The 17,456-nt window shown below is 60.8% G+C and carries 16 protein-coding genes; 10 read left to right on the top strand and 6 right to left on the bottom strand.

Annotated elements, in window-relative coordinates; genetic code table 11:
• Nucleotides 1-50: 50 nt before the first annotated feature.
• From AAEZ09_RS11040 to AAEZ09_RS11030, 3 genes are all read left to right on the top strand, one after another.
• Entirely contained in the window at nucleotides 51-1,607 is a 1,557-nt protein-coding gene (locus AAEZ09_RS11040; protein ID WP_350599495.1) for a bifunctional aminoglycoside phosphotransferase/ATP-binding protein, read from the top strand.
• 90 nt (nucleotides 1,608-1,697) lie between these two features.
• A complete protein-coding gene (locus AAEZ09_RS11035) occupies nucleotides 1,698-2,042 on the top strand; it encodes a pentapeptide repeat-containing protein (RefSeq protein ID WP_045059409.1) in 345 nt (114 codons plus the stop codon).
• A gap of 208 nt (nucleotides 2,043-2,250) precedes the next feature.
• Entirely contained in the window at nucleotides 2,251-2,523 is a 273-nt protein-coding gene (locus tag AAEZ09_RS11030) for a TfoX/Sxy family protein (protein WP_007971093.1), read from the top strand.
• A 246-nt stretch (nucleotides 2,524-2,769) separates the two neighbouring features.
• On the opposite strand, the gene AAEZ09_RS11025 is transcribed toward AAEZ09_RS11030, so the two are convergent.
• The 4 genes from AAEZ09_RS11025 to AAEZ09_RS11010 are packed head-to-tail and all read right to left on the bottom strand — an operon-like array spanning nucleotide 2,770 to nucleotide 6,349.
• Nucleotides 2,770-3,654 carry a ChaN family lipoprotein gene (locus AAEZ09_RS11025; protein ID WP_350599494.1) on the bottom strand — a complete coding sequence of 295 codons (885 nt, stop codon included), beginning with the start codon at nucleotides 3,652-3,654 and terminating at the stop codon, nucleotides 2,770-2,772.
• A 21-nt stretch (nucleotides 3,655-3,675) separates the two neighbouring features.
• Nucleotides 3,676-4,443, bottom strand: a complete 768-nt coding sequence (locus AAEZ09_RS11020) for a heme ABC transporter ATP-binding protein (protein WP_350599493.1) — start codon at nucleotides 4,441-4,443, stop codon at nucleotides 3,676-3,678.
• Nucleotides 4,443-5,426 carry a FecCD family ABC transporter permease gene (locus AAEZ09_RS11015; RefSeq protein ID WP_350599506.1) on the bottom strand — a complete coding sequence of 328 codons (984 nt, stop codon included), beginning with the start codon at nucleotides 5,424-5,426 and terminating at the stop codon, nucleotides 4,443-4,445. The genes AAEZ09_RS11020 and AAEZ09_RS11015 overlap by 1 nt, the downstream gene beginning before the upstream one ends.
• Nucleotides 5,427-5,476: 50 nt before the next feature.
• Nucleotides 5,477-6,349 carry a heme/hemin ABC transporter substrate-binding protein gene (locus AAEZ09_RS11010; protein ID WP_350599491.1) on the bottom strand — a complete coding sequence of 291 codons (873 nt, stop codon included), beginning with the start codon at nucleotides 6,347-6,349 and terminating at the stop codon, nucleotides 5,477-5,479.
• Between the two features lie 158 nt (nucleotides 6,350-6,507).
• On the opposite strand from AAEZ09_RS11010, the gene AAEZ09_RS11005 reads away from it, so the two are divergent.
• On the top strand, nucleotides 6,508-6,825 hold the full coding sequence (locus AAEZ09_RS11005; RefSeq protein ID WP_045059404.1) for a Rieske (2Fe-2S) protein: 318 nt from the start codon (nucleotides 6,508-6,510) through the stop codon (nucleotides 6,823-6,825).
• On the opposite strand, the gene sfsA is transcribed toward AAEZ09_RS11005, so the two are convergent.
• Both sfsA and AAEZ09_RS10995 read right to left on the bottom strand, forming a co-directional pair.
• Entirely contained in the window at nucleotides 6,822-7,535 is a 714-nt protein-coding gene (gene sfsA / locus AAEZ09_RS11000; protein ID WP_045059403.1) for a DNA/RNA nuclease SfsA, read from the bottom strand. The two genes, AAEZ09_RS11005 and sfsA, sit on opposite strands and share 4 nt — an antisense overlap.
• Nucleotides 7,535-8,707, bottom strand: coding sequence for a pyridoxal phosphate-dependent aminotransferase (locus AAEZ09_RS10995; protein WP_350599490.1), 1,173 nt, complete (start codon nucleotides 8,705-8,707; stop codon nucleotides 7,535-7,537). The genes sfsA and AAEZ09_RS10995 overlap by 1 nt, the downstream gene beginning before the upstream one ends.
• A gap of 332 nt (nucleotides 8,708-9,039) precedes the next feature.
• Between AAEZ09_RS10995 and dksA the strand changes: the two genes are divergently transcribed.
• The 6 genes from dksA to AAEZ09_RS10960 all read left to right on the top strand — a co-directional run bounded on the left by dksA (nucleotide 9,040) and on the right by AAEZ09_RS10960 (nucleotide 17,456).
• A complete protein-coding gene (gene dksA / locus AAEZ09_RS10990) occupies nucleotides 9,040-9,480 on the top strand; it encodes an RNA polymerase-binding protein DksA (RefSeq protein ID WP_045059401.1) in 441 nt (146 codons plus the stop codon).
• 230 nt (nucleotides 9,481-9,710) lie between these two features.
• Nucleotides 9,711-10,607, top strand: a complete 897-nt coding sequence (gene gluQRS, locus AAEZ09_RS10980; RefSeq protein ID WP_045059400.1) for a tRNA glutamyl-Q(34) synthetase GluQRS — start codon at nucleotides 9,711-9,713, stop codon at nucleotides 10,605-10,607.
• A 77-nt stretch (nucleotides 10,608-10,684) separates the two neighbouring features.
• A complete protein-coding gene (locus AAEZ09_RS10975) occupies nucleotides 10,685-10,861 on the top strand; it encodes a hypothetical protein (RefSeq protein ID WP_003176118.1) in 177 nt (58 codons plus the stop codon).
• Entirely contained in the window at nucleotides 10,845-13,799 is a 2,955-nt protein-coding gene (locus tag AAEZ09_RS10970) for a sensor histidine kinase (RefSeq protein ID WP_350599488.1), read from the top strand. The genes AAEZ09_RS10975 and AAEZ09_RS10970 overlap by 17 nt, the downstream gene beginning before the upstream one ends.
• Nucleotides 13,800-13,821: 22 nt before the next feature.
• Nucleotides 13,822-15,261 (top strand): sigma-54-dependent transcriptional regulator, encoded by a 1,440-nt coding sequence (locus tag AAEZ09_RS10965; RefSeq protein WP_045059398.1) that lies wholly within the window; start codon nucleotides 13,822-13,824, stop codon nucleotides 15,259-15,261.
• 794 nt (nucleotides 15,262-16,055) lie between these two features.
• Entirely contained in the window at nucleotides 16,056-17,456 is a 1,401-nt protein-coding gene (locus AAEZ09_RS10960; protein WP_045059397.1) for a polynucleotide adenylyltransferase PcnB, read from the top strand.

Genomic DNA, 17,456 nt, shown 5'->3' with positions numbered 1-17,456 from the left:
TGCGGCCATAATGGCGACCGTGAATTTTCCCAGACTCTGAAGGATCGCCTGTGAGCCAGTCCCTGATCGCTGCCCTGCAAAACCCGGCCCTCTACCCGCATCCCGTAGACGGGTTCCAGGTCATCGAGACCCACATTTCCTGGGTCCTGCTTACCGGCCCCTTTGCTTACAAAGTAAAAAAACCGGTGAATTTCGGCTTCCTTGACTTCACCAGCCTGGACGCTCGCGAGCACTTCTGCGGCGAAGAGCTGCGGCTTAACCAGCGTTTGACCAATGATTTGTATCTTGAAGTGTTGCCGATTACCGGCAGCGCCGAAGCGCCGCAATTGGGTGGCGACGGGCAGGTGATCGAGTTCGCGCTGAAAATGCGTCAATTCCCGCAAAGTAATCTGCTCAGCACCTTGCAAGCCAATGGTGAATTGACCACCGCGCACATCGACGAGATGGCCGCGCAGATCGCGCAATTCCACCTCGCGGCGCCTAAAGTCCCGGCCGAACATGAAGCCGGTACGCCGGACGCCGTGATGGCACCGGTGAGCCAGAACTTTGAGCAAATCCGCCCGTTCCTCAGCGACAAGACCGACCTCCTGCAACTGGACGCGCTGCAAGCCTGGGCCGAAAGCAGCTTCGAACGCCTCAAGCCGTTGATGGCCCAGCGCAAGGCCGACGGCTTCACTCGCGAGTGCCACGGTGATATCCACCTGGGCAACGCAACGCTGATCGACGGCAAGGTCGTGATCTTCGACTGCATCGAATTTAATGAGCCGTTCCGCTTCACCGACGTCTATGCCGACACCGGCTTCCTGGCAATGGACCTGGAAGATCGTGGACTGAAGAGCCTGGCGCGCCGTTTCGTCAGCCAGTACCTGGAATTGACCGGTGACTACCAGGGCCTGGAACTGCTGAACTTCTACAAGGCCTACCGCGCCCTGGTTCGGGCCAAGGTCACCCTGTTCAGCATGCCGGCCGCCGCCGACCCCGTGCAACGTGCGACCGCCCTGCGCCAATACCGCAACTACGCCAACCTGGCGGAAAGCTACAGCACCATCCCGTCTCGCTTCATGGCTATCACCCATGGTGTCTCCGCGGTAGGCAAAAGTCGTGTAGCCATGCGCCTCGTAGAAGCACTGGGCGCCATCCGCCTGCGCTCCGACGTAGAGCGCAAACGCCTGTTCGGTGAGCAGACCGTTGCAAATGAGCCACAGGCCGGCATTTACAGCGCTGAAGCCAGTGCCGCGACCTACGCCCGCCTGCATGAAATTGCCGGGGTCATCCTGCGTGCCGGCTTCCCGGTCGTGGTCGACGCCACTTACCTCAAGCACGAGCAACGCGACGGTGCAGCACAAATCGCCGAAGCTACCGGTGCGCCCTTCCTGATCCTGGACTGCAATGCGCCGCAAGCTGTCATCGAGACCTGGCTGGCCCTGCGCCAGGCGGACAACACTGACCCATCCGACGCAACCCTGGCCGTCATCGAAGCCCAGCAGGCCAACCGTGAGCCGCTGACGCCAGCGGAGATTCTCTGCAGCAAACGCGTCCAGACCAATGAAAGCGGCACACTGGATACCGTGGTAGCGCAGATTCGCCAGCGCTTGCCAGGCTTGTAAGGGGCATTTCGTCCGTGAGGTCTTCGCCGACCTCACGGGCGCCCGATAGTGGCACTATACTGGCGTCATAAATCCAACAGGTGATGTGACATGAGCCAGCCCAAACTCCTCGACACTCCGCTCTATGCCTTGCTGCACAAGGACGACATCACAGGCTTCAACAGCGAACGCCCAAGCGAAGGCGTCATAGACATGGTCGGAGGCGACTTTCGCGGCCTGGACCTGCGCGAACTAAATGCCGATGGCGTGGATTTCACCGACGCCTACTTCCGCTCCGCCGACTTGCGCGGCATCGACTTTCGCAAATCTTCCATGGAAGGTGCGAGCCTGGCTCACGCCCAGATCTCGGGCGCTTACTTTCCGCCCGAACTGAGTGCAGACGAAATCCTGATGTCGATGAATTTCGGTACGCGCCTGCGCTATCGGACCCGCTGAAATCGCGCATGAACTCCCGTCCGGCGCCCCCGCTCTGCGCTGGACTGCTTACGCCTGCCCGCGCAAAAGGCCAGCTGCCCAGTCCGGCATCAAGACCGCTTAGAAGCTTTTGCCCTGAAACCGACCAAACAATCACGCTTTTCCTGCTGATGGCTACACTCCTGAGAAGCTTGCCCACGCTCCCATTCGGCCGTCGCAAGGAGGCTTGATGAATGATGAACTGCAACACCTGAAGAATCTTGGCAAGACGTCAGCGCAGTGGTTGCATGCCGTGGGCATTCACAGCGCCTCGGACTTGCGTCGCCTCGGGGCGGTGGATGCCTATCGGGCCGTGCGCACGCGCGGGTTTCGAGCGTCCAAGGTGTTGTTGTATGCGATCGAAGGTGCGCTGATGGACGTGCACTGGAACGATATTCCCGCGGAGCGAAAGGAAGCGCTGAACAAGCAGCTGGAAGCCATCTCTTCACGGCATAAGAACTGAGTTGCCCGCTGACTGGCCTGAAAACCTCTGATTACTTGGCTTTCAGGGCGATTACAAATTAACGATCAATCAGCTGTTGACATGGTAATGAGAATCGCTATGATTATCGCAACTGGTCGCGAGACTGGTCGATATTTGAACAGCCCTTGGTTCGGACTCTCAGATATCTCCTCATCAGGCTAATCACGGTTATTTGACCCGGCTCTTGCCGGGTCTTTTTTTGCCCGATGATATGTGCCCGGCCTTTCATTTTTTGCGAGTTTTTCCGAGCTGCTTGCGCATCTGCTTACAATAATCCGGCGCCTTCACCTTCGGCGTATACCAGACATAATCCGCCATCCCCACCGTGACCTCACTGCCCTGCTGAGCCAGCATCAACACCGTCGCTCCTTCCTGCGCCCCCAGATCCAGCAAATGGATCGGCACGCCGACATCCTTGCGCGCATGAAAAGCGCCAGCGAACAGCAAGGCAGGCTCAGGCGCTGCGAGCAGGCGTTCGGCCATGCGTCGGTCCCGTTGTTGCTGGACCGCCAGCATCGCGGGCAGTTGCGACTTGGGCAGCAGGCCGCAATGGGAGTCGCGGACTTGCTTCTGCAGTTCATCCTTTACGTCCTCTGCGTTGGACCGAGGACCGCTTGGCGTCGCCGGATGGGTATACGCCGCACGGACTTCCAATGGGTCCAGGTTTGCGGCAAGCAAGGGATACGGCTGGGTCAGGGCAAACTGAATGATGGGCCCGTACAGCGCCCAGTCCCAACCTTCCTGCCAGGCCAATGCATCGCGCAAATCCGCCGGGGGCTTGGAGGCCTGGCGAACCTGATCGACGTGCGGTTGTTGGTCCGGGGTGAGCATTTCGAGCAGCAGGCTGCCTTGGGTTCGTTGCTTACCCAAGGCTTGCAACAACCACAACTGCAGGGCGTGGTGATCACGATTGTCGTGTTGCTCGCCCACGATCAGCCGCGATGGCCTGGCCAGCGCCGCCAGCAGTTGCTCTGCCGTCAACACCTGGCCAGTGCGCAGGTCACGAATCTCCCCGGCTAAAGGCGGCGGCGGAGGTGGAGCAGGTGGCGGCGCGGAAACATGCGTACAGGCCCCCAGCAGGAGCACCACCAGAATCAAGACTGCGCGCATGTTTACGCTCCTATGACAGATTCAACGAGCAATGATCAGCGGATGACCACGCTCAGGATGCGGCTGCACCAGCACTTCGAGCCCGAACACCGCCTTCAGCGGCTCCGGGCGCAGTACCTGCTCGGGCGTATCCAGCGCCACCTGCCGGCCGCCTTCGAGCAGCAACAGGCGATCACAATAGCGCGCGGCCAGGTTCAGGTCATGCAGGATCACCAGCACTGCCGCGCCCCGGTTGGCAAATTCGCGCACGGCTTGCAACGTGGTGTGCTGGTGCAGCGGGTCGAGCATTGAGGTCGGCTCATCGAGTAACAAGGTCTGCCCAGCCTGCCCCGGCCACAACTGCGCCAGCACCCTGGCCAGATGCACCCGCTGGCGTTCGCCACCCGACAGGGCCAGGTAGCTGCGGCCGCTCAAGTGACAGGCGTCAGCGGCCTGCAAGGCGGCAGCGATGATTTCGTCATCGCGCACTCGACCGGTTTGATAGGGCAAGCGGCCCATACCGACAACTTCCTCGACACGGAAGGCGAAGTCCAGCGTCGAGACTTGCGGCAATACCGCCAGTCGCTGGGCCCGCTGGACACCCGTGCACTGACTCAACTCCAGCTCATCGAGCCAGACGCTGCCGTGATCAGCCCTCAACTCACCGCACAACGCCCCCAGCAGAGTACTTTTGCCTGCACCGTTGGGGCCCAGCACGCCGAGCACTTCTCCAGGCTTGAGCTCAAGCGTGATGTCCGTCAGCACCGTCTTGGTGCCCCTGCGGATTTGCAGATTCTGCGTACGCAGCATCACACGCGCCTCCGGACCAGTAGCAATAGAAAGAACGGGGCGCCGATGAACGCGGTGACTATCCCGATCGGCAGCTCGGCCGGCGCCAGGGCCAGACGGGCGACCAGATCGGCAAACAACAGCAGGCTGCCACCGGCCAGTATCGAAGCCGGTAACAGCACCCGATGGTCGGGACCGGCCAGCAGTCGCACCAGGTGCGGCACGACCAACCCGACAAAGCCGATCATGCCGGCCGCCGCCACCGCCGCGCCGACCCCCAGCGCGGTGCAAAACACCAGTTCGCGCTTGAGCCTTTCGACGTCGATGCCCAGGTGACCGGCTTCGGACTCACCCAACAATAACGCGTTCAGCGCCCTCGCCCGGCGCGGCAACCATAGCGCCACGCCGACACTGACCAATAACAATGGCCAGAGTCGCGAGTAACTGGCGCCATTGAGGCTGCCCAGGTTCCAGAAAGTCAAAGTGCGCAGGGTGGCGTCATCGGCCATATAAGTGAAGAGCCCGACGGCCGAGCCCGCCAACGCTGTCAGGGCGATACCGGCCAACAACATGGTCGCGACATTTGTCTGACCGTTGCGCCGGCCCAGTCGATACACCAGCGCGGTCACCCCCAGCCCACCGAGGAAGGCGCACAGCGATAGAAGATAGGGCCCGAAGGACTCCGGAAGCCCGCCAAATGCCGAGCCGCCGACAATCGCGATGGCCGCCCCCAAGGCAGCGCCACTGGAGACCCCCACCAGCCCTGGATCGGCCAGCGGGTTGCGGAACAAACCCTGCATCGCCACGCCAGACAGCGCCAACACCCCGCCTACCGCCAGGCCCAGCAGGGTTCGGGGCAGGCGAATCTGACCGAGGATCAATTCGGCCTGCTCCAGGCCTTCAGGCGCGATGGGCACGCCCACCATGCGCAAGCCGGCGCGCAAGGTGTCGACCAAGGGCAGGCTGACCGGCCCGAGCGCCAACGACAACCAGATAGCCAGCAGGCACAACAGGCTCAAGCCGATGAACAGGGTTCGGGGTTTGACCAGTACGGTCATTGCGCGGACATACCCGGGTAGAAGCCGTCAGCGAGCGACCTCAACGCATCGGGCAAGCGCGGCCCCAGCCCGCCTACCAGCAAGGTCGGATCCAGCTGGATGACCCGCCCGTTTTTGGCGGCAAGGGTCGAGGAAAGAATCGGGTTTTCCCTGAACAACGCCGCGCGGGCCTCTTCGCCTGTCAGCACGCGATCGGCGAACACCAGCACCTGCGGATTGAGGTTGGCCAACGCTTCGACGGAAAACGGCTTGTAGCCGGTATGAGTTGCCAGGTTGTGCCCGCCCGCCTTCTGCAGCATCCAGTCTGCAGCCGTGCCCTGGCCGGCGATCAACGGTTTGCCACCGGCATGACCGACCAGCAACAGCACTCCGGGAGCCTTTTGCTTGATCTGCGCCTGGGTCACCCGAAGCTGTTGCTCGTCAAGTTGCGCGCGGTAGGACTGGAACGCCCGGGACGCCTGCTCCTCAGCACCCAGCAATTTGCCCAGGTGCTGCAAATTACCCTGCAATGCCGCCAGGTCAGGCTGGGCCGAGAATAATTCGACCTGCACCCCCGCAGTGCGCACCTGCGACAACACCGGTGGTGGCCCCATTTCCTCGGTCCCCACAAGAATCTGTGGGCGCAGGCTCAGAATGCCCTCCGCCGACAGCTGGCGCTGATAGCCAATGCTCGGTAACGCCTTGAGCGCTGGCGGGTGCTGGCTGGTGGTGTCGACCCCGACCAGCTTCGACTCTCCCCCCAGGACGCTGACCCATTCCGATACCGCGCCACCTGCGCTGACCCACCGCTGGGGCAACTCGGCCGCCGTCGCATGATGACTGGCGAGAAGTCCGATACAGAGCGCAGCAACGCGGGTACTCAGGCGCATGAATAGCTTCCTTTAAGGTTTTCCCGGACAGGGAGGCGGCAGGCCAAGTATCCTCGACATCCGGCCTCCAGCGGGCGAAGCCGGCATTTGATAATTGTTTGCATTTGCACGTCAAGCTCGGACACATCTGTCAGAGGTTTCGGCACTCGAGGATAGCCATGAAGTTTTTTTGCGCAGGCACCGAACTGCCCGATGACAGCAGCCGCGGCTTCGAGATCGAAGGACGCAAACTCTTTGCCGTGCGTCGCAGCGGACAGGTCTACGTCTACCTCAATCGCTGCCCGCATCGCGGCGTCGGCCTGGAATGGCAGCCCGACCAGTTTCTCGACCCCAGCAACAGCCTTATCCAGTGCGCCACCCACGGCGCCCTGTTCCTGATCGAGGACGGCGAATGCGTGTCCGGCCCGTGCGCCGGGCAGTCCCTGACACCGGTCCCCTGCCGTGAAGACGCTCAGGGAATATGGGTCAACCTTTAGCCGTTGAGCAGCACGGCCAGGCGCCGATCGACCCGCATCCCCTCATGACTCAAGCACACGCCGTAGGCCAGTACTTCCACCCCGCAGGCCACCGCTTCACGCAGCGCCTCGGCGTAGGCTGGATCAATTTCGTGGGCCGGACGCACCGCCTCGATGCCGGTCAGGTTCACGCAATACAGCTGCACCGCGCGAATCCCGTCCCGCGCCAGGTGCGCCAATTCCCGAAGATGTTTGGCCCCGCGCTGGGTGACTGCATCAGGAAAGGCCGCTACCGATGAGCCATCGAAACCCAGCGTGACACTTTTGACTTCGACATAAGCTGGCCCGCCAGGGTAATCCAGGCGGAAATCGATGCGACTGCTTTCCTGACCGTAAGCCACTTCACGCTTGAGCTCAGTGAAACCGTTCAGCTCGGTGATGACCCCACCGCGCAACGCTTCCTCGATCAGGCCATTGGCGCGCCCGGTGTTCACGCAGAACAAGCGCCCCTGGGGCGTTTCGCCAATCTCCCAGGTACCGGGCAACTTGCGTTTCGGATCATTGGAGCGACTGAACCAGACCTGCCCGCCCTCGACCTGGCAGTTGAGCATCGAGCCGGTATTGGGACAGTGAATGGTCAGCAACTCGCCATTCACGGTCTCGATATCGGCGAGAAAACGCTTATAGCGACGGATCAGCCGGCCTTCTTCGAGTGGAGGATCAAAGCGCATCAGCCTTGCCAGCTCCGCAGACCGCGGGCAATTCTCTCGACGGCTTCCTGCAGGCGCGGCAAATTTTGCGTGTAGGCAAAGCGCACGTGATGGCCAGCCTGGTAACGCCCAAAATCGAGCCCCGGCGTAATTGCAACATACTCGGTTTCGAGGAAATGCCGACAGAACGCGAAGGCATCACCGCCGAATTTGCTGATATCGGCATACAAGTAGAAGGCGCCCTCCGGTTCTACGGCAATGCCGAAACCCAATTCCCGCAAAGCGGGCAGGAGGAAATCGCGGCGGCGGCCGAATTCGGCACGGCGTTCTTCGAGAATGCTGATGGTGGCTGGTTCGAAGCACGCCAGGGCAGCGTGCTGAGCCATGCTTGGGGCGCTGATGTAGAGGTTTTGCGCAAGTTTTTCCAGCTCGCCGACGGCGGCTTCGGGCGCTACCAGCCAACCGAGACGCCAGCCGGTCATTCCGAAATACTTTGAAAAACTATTCAGCACGAAGGCACTGTCATCCACTTCCAGCACACTGGCCGCGTCGGTGCCATAGGTCAGGCCATGATAGATCTCGTCCACCACCAGATGGCCGTGCCGCGCCTTGATCGCACTGGACAGGCCCGCCAGCTCGTCGCGGGTCAGAATGGTCCCGGTCGGATTGGCGGGCGATGCCACCAACGCGCCGACGCTGTCCTGGTCCCAATGCCGCGCCACCAGATCGGGGGTCAATTGGTAACGCACGTCGGGGCCAACCGGTACTAACTGCGCGGCACCTTCCACCAGCCGCAGGAAATGCCGGTTGCACGGGTACCCCGGGTCCGCCAGCAACCAGTGCTTGCCCGGATCCACCAGCAAGGCGCTGGCCAGCAACAGTGCCCCGGAGCCGCCTGGCGTGATCAATATTCGCCGAGGGTCGATATTCAGCCCGTAACGTTGCTGATAGAACCCCGAAATAGCCTCGCGCAACTCGGGAATCCCCCGCGCCGCAGTGTAACGGGTCTTGCCTGCGGTCAAGGCGGCCTGGCCTGCCTGGATGATCGGCTCGGCCGTAGTGAAGTCCGGTTCGCCGATTTCCAGGTGGATCACGTCGTGACCTGCAGCCTGTAACTCATTGGCGCGGGCCAGCAGGGCCATGACGTGGAACGGTTCGATCGCGCGACTGCGGGCACTGTAGGACTGAGCCATCGGCCTTCCTTCAACGGGAGAAAAAACTGATTCTACCCAAGCGCAGGAACGAGCGAGAAGCTAAAGCGGTCAGAGCGTTATAACGCTGGTCTCAAACGACTCAAGCGTGTGCCCCAGGTTTGACTAAAATCAATAATTGATCAGGTCTCCAGCACCACCAGACAAGGCTTTGCAATCATTTGCAAGCCCATTGAGCCACTACCTCGACATCCGGGAGTAGCGCGGTCCGATTTGATCTGGTAAGTTCGCCCGCTTGCAGCCGCAGGGCCGGCAGGTGTCGGTGATGGAGCAATCCTGCGCAATGGATTACAAGAGTAGAGGCGGTCCATTTCATGCCCACCCAAGCAAAGCAGCAAAACCAGTCGATCAGCGGCTTCGAACCCTACCAGGCAGTAAAGGGCGAGGAGTACATGGGCAAGCCCATGCGCGCTCACTTCACCAAGATCCTGAACAAGTGGAAACAGGACTTGATGCAGGAAGTCGACCGTACGGTTGATCACATGAAAGACGAAGCGGCCAACTTCCCTGACCCGGCAGACCGTGCCAGCCAGGAAGAAGAATTCAGCCTCGAATTGCGCGCCCGTGATCGCGAGCGCAAGCTGATCAAGAAGATCGACAAGACGCTGCAATTGATCGAAGACGAAGAATATGGCTGGTGCGAGTCCTGCGGCGTCGAGATTGGCGTCAAGCGACTGGAAGCCCGCCCTACCGCCGACATGTGCGTTGACTGCAAGACCCTGGCGGAAATCAAGGAAAAACAAGTCGGCAAGTAATTGCGACCTGGATAAAGAACGGAGCGTGCGAACGCTCCGTTTTTGTTTCTGATATTTGTGTTACCTGATGCGCCTATAAAATCGCCATCACTGTAGGAGCGAGCTTGCTCGCGATGAACCTGAGAACGCCGCGGGGTATCAGGCTTGCAGCGTTATCGTTGACGACCGTCGCGAGCGAGCTCGCTCCTACAGGTTGTTTGGCGCCAGCCAGGAAAAAGTAACGTTACCCCATGACTGCCATCGCCTCCCCCACCTACACCGGACGCTTCGCCCCCACGCCCAGTGGTCACCTGCACTTCGGTTCGCTGGTCGCCGCGCTGGCGTCCTACCTCGACGCGCGCTCGGTGGGCGGGCGCTGGCTGATGCGCATGGAAGACCTGGACCCACCCCGGGAAGAGCCCGGCGCCCAGGCGGCAATTCTCAAGGCACTGGAGAGCTACGGCTTTGAATGGGATGGCGCGGTGGTGCGCCAGAGCGACCGCCACGATGCCTATGCCGAGATTATCAGTCGCCTGTTCAACCACGGCCTGGCCTACGCCTGCACCTGTTCGCGCAAACAACTCGAGCCCTATCACGGGATATACCCGGGGCTGTGCCGCAATGCCGGCCATGGAACCGAGGATGCAGCGATTCGCTTGCGCGCCCCCGAACTGGAATACCACTTCATCGACCGCGTACAAGGCGAATATCGGCAGCACCTGGGCCGTGAGGTCGGCGATTTTGTGATCCGCCGCCGCGACGGCCTGTATGCCTACCAACTGGCTGTGGTCCTCGATGACGCCTGGCAGGGCATCACCGATATTGTGCGCGGAGCCGACCTCCTCGACTCCACGCCGCGCCAGCTCTACCTGCAGGAATTGCTCGGCCTGTCGCAACCGCGCTACCTGCATATTCCGCTGATCACCCAGCCCGATGGCCACAAGCTCGGCAAATCCTATCGCTCCCCGCCACTGACAGAAGATCAGGCAACCCCCTTGCTCCTGCGGGCGCTGCGCGCACTTGGGCAAACGCCCGGTAGCGAACTCGCGTACGCCACCCCGCGAGAGGTGCTGGATTGGGGCATCGCCCACTGGGACGCGCTGAAGATCCCGCGCACACTGCACCTGCCCGAGGCACAACTGCAGTGATGACGCTTGCAGTCGCGCCGCCATCCGTTACCATCGCCGCACGTTTTCGGGCACGCGCATAAAAAAGAGAGGCCGGGATGTACATCTATCGCTTGGTCCTGCTTCTTGTAGTGGGGATCTACCTGTTCTCCCCGGCCATCATGGACTGGTGGATCGACGCCACTGGCGCCTGGTATCGCCCTTATCTGCTCTGGCTGATTCTGATCGTCGTGACCTTCATCCTGCAGAGCCAAAAAGATGCCGATGAGCTTTAGCCTGACCCAGATGATCCTGATCAGCGCCGCCTACCTGGCGGTGCTGTTCGGCGTAGCCTGGATCAGCGAACGGGGCATGATCCCCCGGGCGATCATTCGCCACCCGTTGACCTACACCCTGTCGCTGGGGGTCTATGCCAGCGCCTGGGCGTTTTACGGCACGGTAGGCCTGGCCTATCAGTACGGCTACGGGTTTCTTTCCAGCTACCTCGGGGTGTCCGGGGCGTTCCTGCTGGCGCCGGTGCTGCTCTATCCGATCCTGAAAATCACTCGTACCTATCAACTGTCGTCGCTGGCTGACCTGTTCGCGTTTCGCTTTCGCAGCACCTGGGCCGGCGCGCTCACCACCATCTTCATGCTGATCGGCGTACTGCCGTTGCTGGCATTGCAGATCCAGGCGGTGGCCGACTCCATTGGCATCCTCACCCGCGAGCCGGTGCAGCATCGCGTAGCCTTGAGCTTCTGCGCGCTGATTACTCTGTTCACGATCTTCTTCGGCTCGCGCCACATCGCCACCCGGGAAAAACATGAAGGGCTGGTGTTCGCCATCGCCTTCGAGTCGGTGATCAAGCTGATCGCGATTGGCGGCGTTGGCCTGTATGCGCTGTATGGCGTGTTCGACGGCCCGCAGCAACTCGAACTGTGGTTGCTGCAAAACCAGACCGCCCTCGCCGCCCTGCACACGCCGCTGCAGGAAGGTCCGTGGCGCACGCTACTGCTGGTGTTCTTTGCCTCGGCGATCGTGATGCCCCACATGTATCACATGACCTTTACCGAAAATCTCAACCCGCGCTCGCTGGTTAGTGCCAGCTGGGGCCTGCCGCTGTTCCTGCTGCTGATGAGCCTGGCGGTTCCGCTGATTCTCTGGGCCGGACTGAAACTCGGCGCCACCACTAACCCTGAATACTTCACGCTGGGCATCGGCATTGCTGCCAACAGCAAGGCACTGGCGCTATTGGCCTATATCGGCGGCCTGTCTGCGGCCAGCGGCCTGATCATCGTCACGACCCTGGCCTTGTCCGGAATGGCCCTGAACCACCTGGTGCTGCCGCTCTACCAGCCGCCGGCAGAGGGCAATATCTACCGCTGGCTGAAATGGACGCGTCGGGCGCTGATTGTCGCGATCATCATGGCCGGCTACGGCTTCTACCTGTTATTAGGCGCGGAACAGGACCTGGCCAATCTCGGCATCGTCGCTTTTGTCGCCACCCTGCAATTCCTGCCGGGGGTGCTGTCGGTCCTGTATTGGCCAACCGCCAACCGCCGCGGCTTCATCGCCGGCCTGCTCGCGGGCATCCTGGTGTGGCTGGTGACCATGCTGTTACCGCTGGTCGGCAATCTCCAGGGCTTCTACATTCCGCTGCTGAACATGATCTATGTACTGGATGACACCAGCTGGCACATGGCGGCCATCGCGTCGCTGGCGGCCAACGTGCTGATGTTCACCCTGATTTCATTGTTCACCAATGCCAGCCCGGAAGAAGCCAGCGCCGCCGAAGCCTGTGCCGTGGATAACGTGCGCCGGCCGCAGCGGCGCGAACTGCACGCCGCCTCGCCCCAGGAATTCGCCACGCAACTGGCCAAGCCGCTGGGTGCCAAGGCTGCGCAAAAGGAAGTCGAGCAGGCCCTGCGCGACCTCTACCTGCCATTCGACGAGCGCCGCCCCTATGCGCTGCGTCGACTGCGTGACCGCATCGAGGCGAATCTTTCCGGCCTGATGGGACCAAGCGTTGCCCAGGACATGGTCGAGACGTTCCTGCCCTATAAGGCGGGCGGCGAAAACTACGTTACCGAAGATATCCATTTCATCGAAAGCCGCCTCGAGGACTACCACTCGCGCCTCACCGGCCTTGCTGCGGAACTCGATGCCCTGCGCCGCTACCACCGCCAGACCCTGCAGGAATTGCCCATGGGCGTCTGCTCCCTGGCCAAGGACCAGGAAATCCTCATGTGGAACAAAGCCATGGAGGAGTTGACCGGGATTGCCGCGCAGCGCGTCGTCGGATCGCGCCTGAGCACCATCGCCGATCCCTGGAAAGAACTGCTGCAAGGCTTCATCAACCTTCCGGACGAGCACCTGCACAAGCAGCACCTGGCCCTGGATGGCCAGACCCGCTGGCTGAACCTGCACAAGGCGGCCATCGACGAGCCGCTGGCACCGGGCAACAGCGGCCTGGTGTTGCTGGTGGAAGACTTGACCGAAACCCAGATGCTCGAAGACAAACTGGTGCATTCCGAGCGCCTGGCCAGCATTGGTCGCCTGGCAGCCGGCGTCGCCCATGAAATCGGCAATCCGATCACCGGCATCGCCTGCCTGGCGCAGAACCTGCGCGAGGAGCGCGAGGAAGATGGCGAGCTGAGGGAAATCAGCGGGCAGATTCTCGAACAGACCAAGCGTGTATCGCGCATCGTCCAGTCACTGATGAGCTTCGCCCACGCTGGCAGCCATCAGCATAGCGACGAGCCCGTCTGTCTGGCCGAAGTGGCCCAGGATGCAATCGGCCTGCTGGCCCTGAACCGACGCAATTTCGAGGTGCAGTTCTACAACCTGTGCGACCCTGATCACTGGGTCGAAGGTGATCCCCAGCGCCTTGCTCAAGTGTTGATCAACCTGCTCTCCAACGCCCGCGACGCCTCGCCTGCCGGCAGTGCCGTGCGGGTCAAGAGCGAAGCCGGCGAACACACGGTCGACCTGATCGTAGAGGACGAAGGCAGCGGCATTCCGAAGAACATCATGGACCGATTGTTCGAACCCTTCTTCACCACCAAGGACCCTGGCGAAGGCACCGGTCTGGGCCTTGCACTGGTCTATTCCATCGTTGAAGAGCATTATGGACAAATCACCATCGACAGCCCGGCTGATGTTCAAAGCCAGCGTGGCACCCGTATCCGGGTGACCTTGCCGCGTCATGTCGAAGCGACGTCCGCTGTGAACTGAGACCGTCGAGAGTATCGAATCAATGCCGCACATTTTGATCGTCGAAGACGAAACAATTATCCGCTCCGCCTTGCGCCGCCTGCTGGAACGTAACCAGTACCAGGTCAGCGAAGCCGGTTCTGTGCAGGAAGCACAAGAACGATTCACTATCCCCACGTTCGACCTGATCGTCAGTGATCTGCGTTTACCGGGCGCACCGGGCACCGAGCTGATCAAGCTCGGCCAGGGCACTCCCGTGCTGATCATGACGAGTTACGCAAGCCTGCGCTCGGCAGTCGACTCGATGAAGATGGGCGCGGTGGACTACATCGCCAAGCCTTTCGATCACGACGAAATGCTCCAGGCTGTAGCGCGTATCCTGCGCGACCGCCAATCGCTGCAGAGCAGTGGCGCTGAGCCGCTGACCGGCAAGGCCACGCCTGGCGCGGCGAAAAACGGAGTCGACAACAGCAATGGCGAGATCGGCATCATCGGTTCGTGCCCGCCCATGCAGGATCTCTACAGCAAGATCCGCAAAGTGGCGCCAACCGACTCCAATGTCCTGATCCAGGGTGAGTCCGGTACCGGTAAAGAACTGGTGGCTCGGGCCCTGCACAACCTGTCCCGACGTGCCAAGGCACCGATGATTTCGGTGAACTGCGCTGCGATTCCGGAAAGCTTGATCGAGTCCGAGCTGTTTGGTCACGAGAAAGGCGCATTCACCGGCGCCAGTGCCGGTCGTGCCGGCTTGGTCGAAGCAGCCGATGGCGGCACCCTGTTCCTCGATGAAATCGGCGAACTGCCACTGGAAGCCCAGGCGCGCCTGTTACGAGTGTTGCAGGAAGGCGAAATCCGCCGGGTCGGTTCTGTTCAGTCGCAGAAGGTCGATGTACGCCTGATCGCCGCGACCCACCGGGACCTCAAGAGCCTGGCTAAAATTGGCCAGTTCCGTGAAGACCTGTACTACCGCCTGCACGTTATCGCCTTGAAATTGCCGGCGCTGCGCGAACGGGGTGCCGACGTCAACGAGATCGCCACCGCCTTCCTGGCTCGCCAGAGCGCGCGGGTCAATCGCACTGATCTCAAGTTCGCCCCGGATGCCGAACAGGCCATTCGACACTACTCCTGGCCAGGTAACGTTCGTGAACTGGAAAACGCGGTAGAGCGCGCAGTGATTCTGTGCGAGAGCCCGGAAATTTCCGCCGAGCTGCTGGGAATCGACATCGAGTTGAACGACCTTGACGACGATGAGTTCATCGGCCTGTCGCCGCAGCAGGGTAATGGACCGGGTAACACCAGCCATGAGCCGACCGAGGACCTGTCACTGGAAGACTACTTCCAGCACTTCGTGCTCGAGCACCAGGACCACATGACCGAGACCGAACTGGCTCGCAAACTCGGCGTTAGCCGTAAATGCCTGTGGGAACGCCGGCAACGGCTGGGCATTCCGCGGCGCAAGACCGGGGTAGCCAGCGAGAGCTGAATGACAGCTGTCGAGTGTGCGGGTAACAGGTGAATGTGTGAAAAAACTGTTACCTGAGGTTTTTCACGTAACAGAAGCCGGGGCTTACGGTAACGAAGCCCCGGTTTTTTTTGGCCCTCGAAAAGCCCGATAGCCAGCCTAACCCCTTGTTTTGCTGGGTTTCACAAAAGTTGGCACGCACCCTGCTATATGTCTGGTACAAGAACAATAACAAGTAATGCACAAGACAATAAAAATAAGACGAATCGACTCACGCACAATAAAAACAAGACGGCGAGAGGCGCAGCTAACTGATTCTTTTGGAGAGGCGTTGTATTTGGGGCTTGCCCCACGACCAGGCCGAGAACAACAAAAACTGTCCTAAGACAGAGCCTGAACTGGTTGGATCGATAGATCACTGCAGCACAGCGACCAAAGCAATCCGTTTGCTCTTGGCTCCCGATTGGGAGGGTCATGAAGGAAAAGCTTCATGACGAGGGCACTTAACAAAAACAAAAAGCCCGAAACCAATAATAAAAATAGAGCATGCAACTACTTCTTGGGGAGCTTCGGCTCCCCTTGTGGTTTCTGCGATTTGCCTTACCTGTACGAGCGAGCTTGCTCGCGATGAACCATCAGGCACCGATGGGGCCCTTGGCAAACCGCGTCACCGATCACATTTTTCACGAGCAAGCTCGCTCCTACAGGTCATATCGCCTGCGTCCTACACCATCCCTCGACTAAATGCTAGAATCCCGGCCCATCATGCGGTCATTCTTCGTTATGGCCGAACATTCCTTCAAACAGTGCATCCCATGCTGAAGAAGCTGTTCCAGTCATTCCGTTCTCCCAAGCGTCATACGCAACACATTCGCAGTACGCCTGAAGTGCTCAACAGCGGCCAACACTCGCTGCAAAAGGGTCAGTTCAGCCGTTACGCGGTGAATATCGTCGAGCGCCTGCAAAACGCCGGCTACCAGGCCTACCTGGTAGGAGGTTGTGTGCGGGACATGATGCTCGGCATCACGCCCAAGGATTTCGACGTCGCCACCAGCGCCACGCCAGAACAGGTCCGCGCCGAGTTCCGCAATGCGCGGATCATTGGCCGCCGTTTCAAGCTGGTGCATATCCACTTTGGCCGCGAAATCATTGAAGTCGCGACCTTCCGTGCCAATCACCCGCAAAACGACGAGGAAGAAGACAGCAATCAATCTTCCCGCAACGAGTCCGGGCGAATCCTGCGCGACAACGTCTACGGCACCCTGGAAGAAGACGCGCAACGTCGCGACTTCACCATCAATGCCCTGTATTACGACCCGGTCAGTGAGCGCATCCTCGATTACGCCAACGGCGTCCACGACATTCGCAATCACCTGATTCGCTTGATTGGCGACCCCAAGCAACGCTATCAGGAAGATCCGGTGCGGATGCTCAGAGCCGTGCGTTTCGCCGCCAAACTCAATTTCGGCATCGAAAAGCACAGCGCCGCGCCAATTCGCGAGCTGGCGCCGATGCTGCGGGAAATCCCGTCGGCACGCTTGTTCGAGGAAGTCCTCAAGCTGTTCCTCTCCGGGCATGCCGCAGACACCTTTGAAATGCTGGTGGACCTGCAGCTGTTCGATCCGTTGTTCCCGGCCAGTGCCGAGGCGCTGGAATACAACCCGACCTACACCCACACGCTGATCAGCGAGGCGTTGGTCAATACTGATCTGCGCATCAAGCAGAACAAGCCGGTGACGCCGGCGTTCCTGTTCGCCGCGCTGCTGTGGCCGGCCCTCCCCGCTCGCGTACTGCGCCTGCAAGAGCGCGGCATGCCACCGATTCCGGCGATGCAGGAAGCTGCCCACGAGCTGATCGCCGAGCAGTGCCAGCGGATCGCTATTCCGAAGCGTTTCACCATGCCGATCCGCGAGATCTGGGACATGCAGGAACGCCTGCCACGCCGCAGCGGAAAACGTGCCGACCTGTTGCTGGACAACCCGCGGTTCCGCGCCGGTTACGACTTCCTGCTGTTGCGCGAAAGCGCGGGTGAGCAGACCGATGGCCTGGGTGAATGGTGGACGGACTACCAGGATGCCAACGACAGCGAGCGTCGCGACATGATCCGCGACCTCAGCGGCAAGGATGAAGGCACCGGCGCCCCACGCAAACGTCGTCGCAGCGGTGGCGCCAAGCGCAAACGCGCGGCCGATGCCCCGAGCGCTACCGGCGAGTAA

The sequence above is a fragment of the Pseudomonas sp. 65/3-MNA-CIBAN-0223 genome (assembly GCF_040310425.1).
In the GTDB taxonomy this organism is placed as follows: Bacteria; Pseudomonadota; Gammaproteobacteria; order Pseudomonadales; family Pseudomonadaceae; genus Aquipseudomonas; species Aquipseudomonas gregormendelii.
Note: the sequence above shows the minus strand (reverse complement) of the source record. Positions and strands in the feature narration are given on the sequence as shown.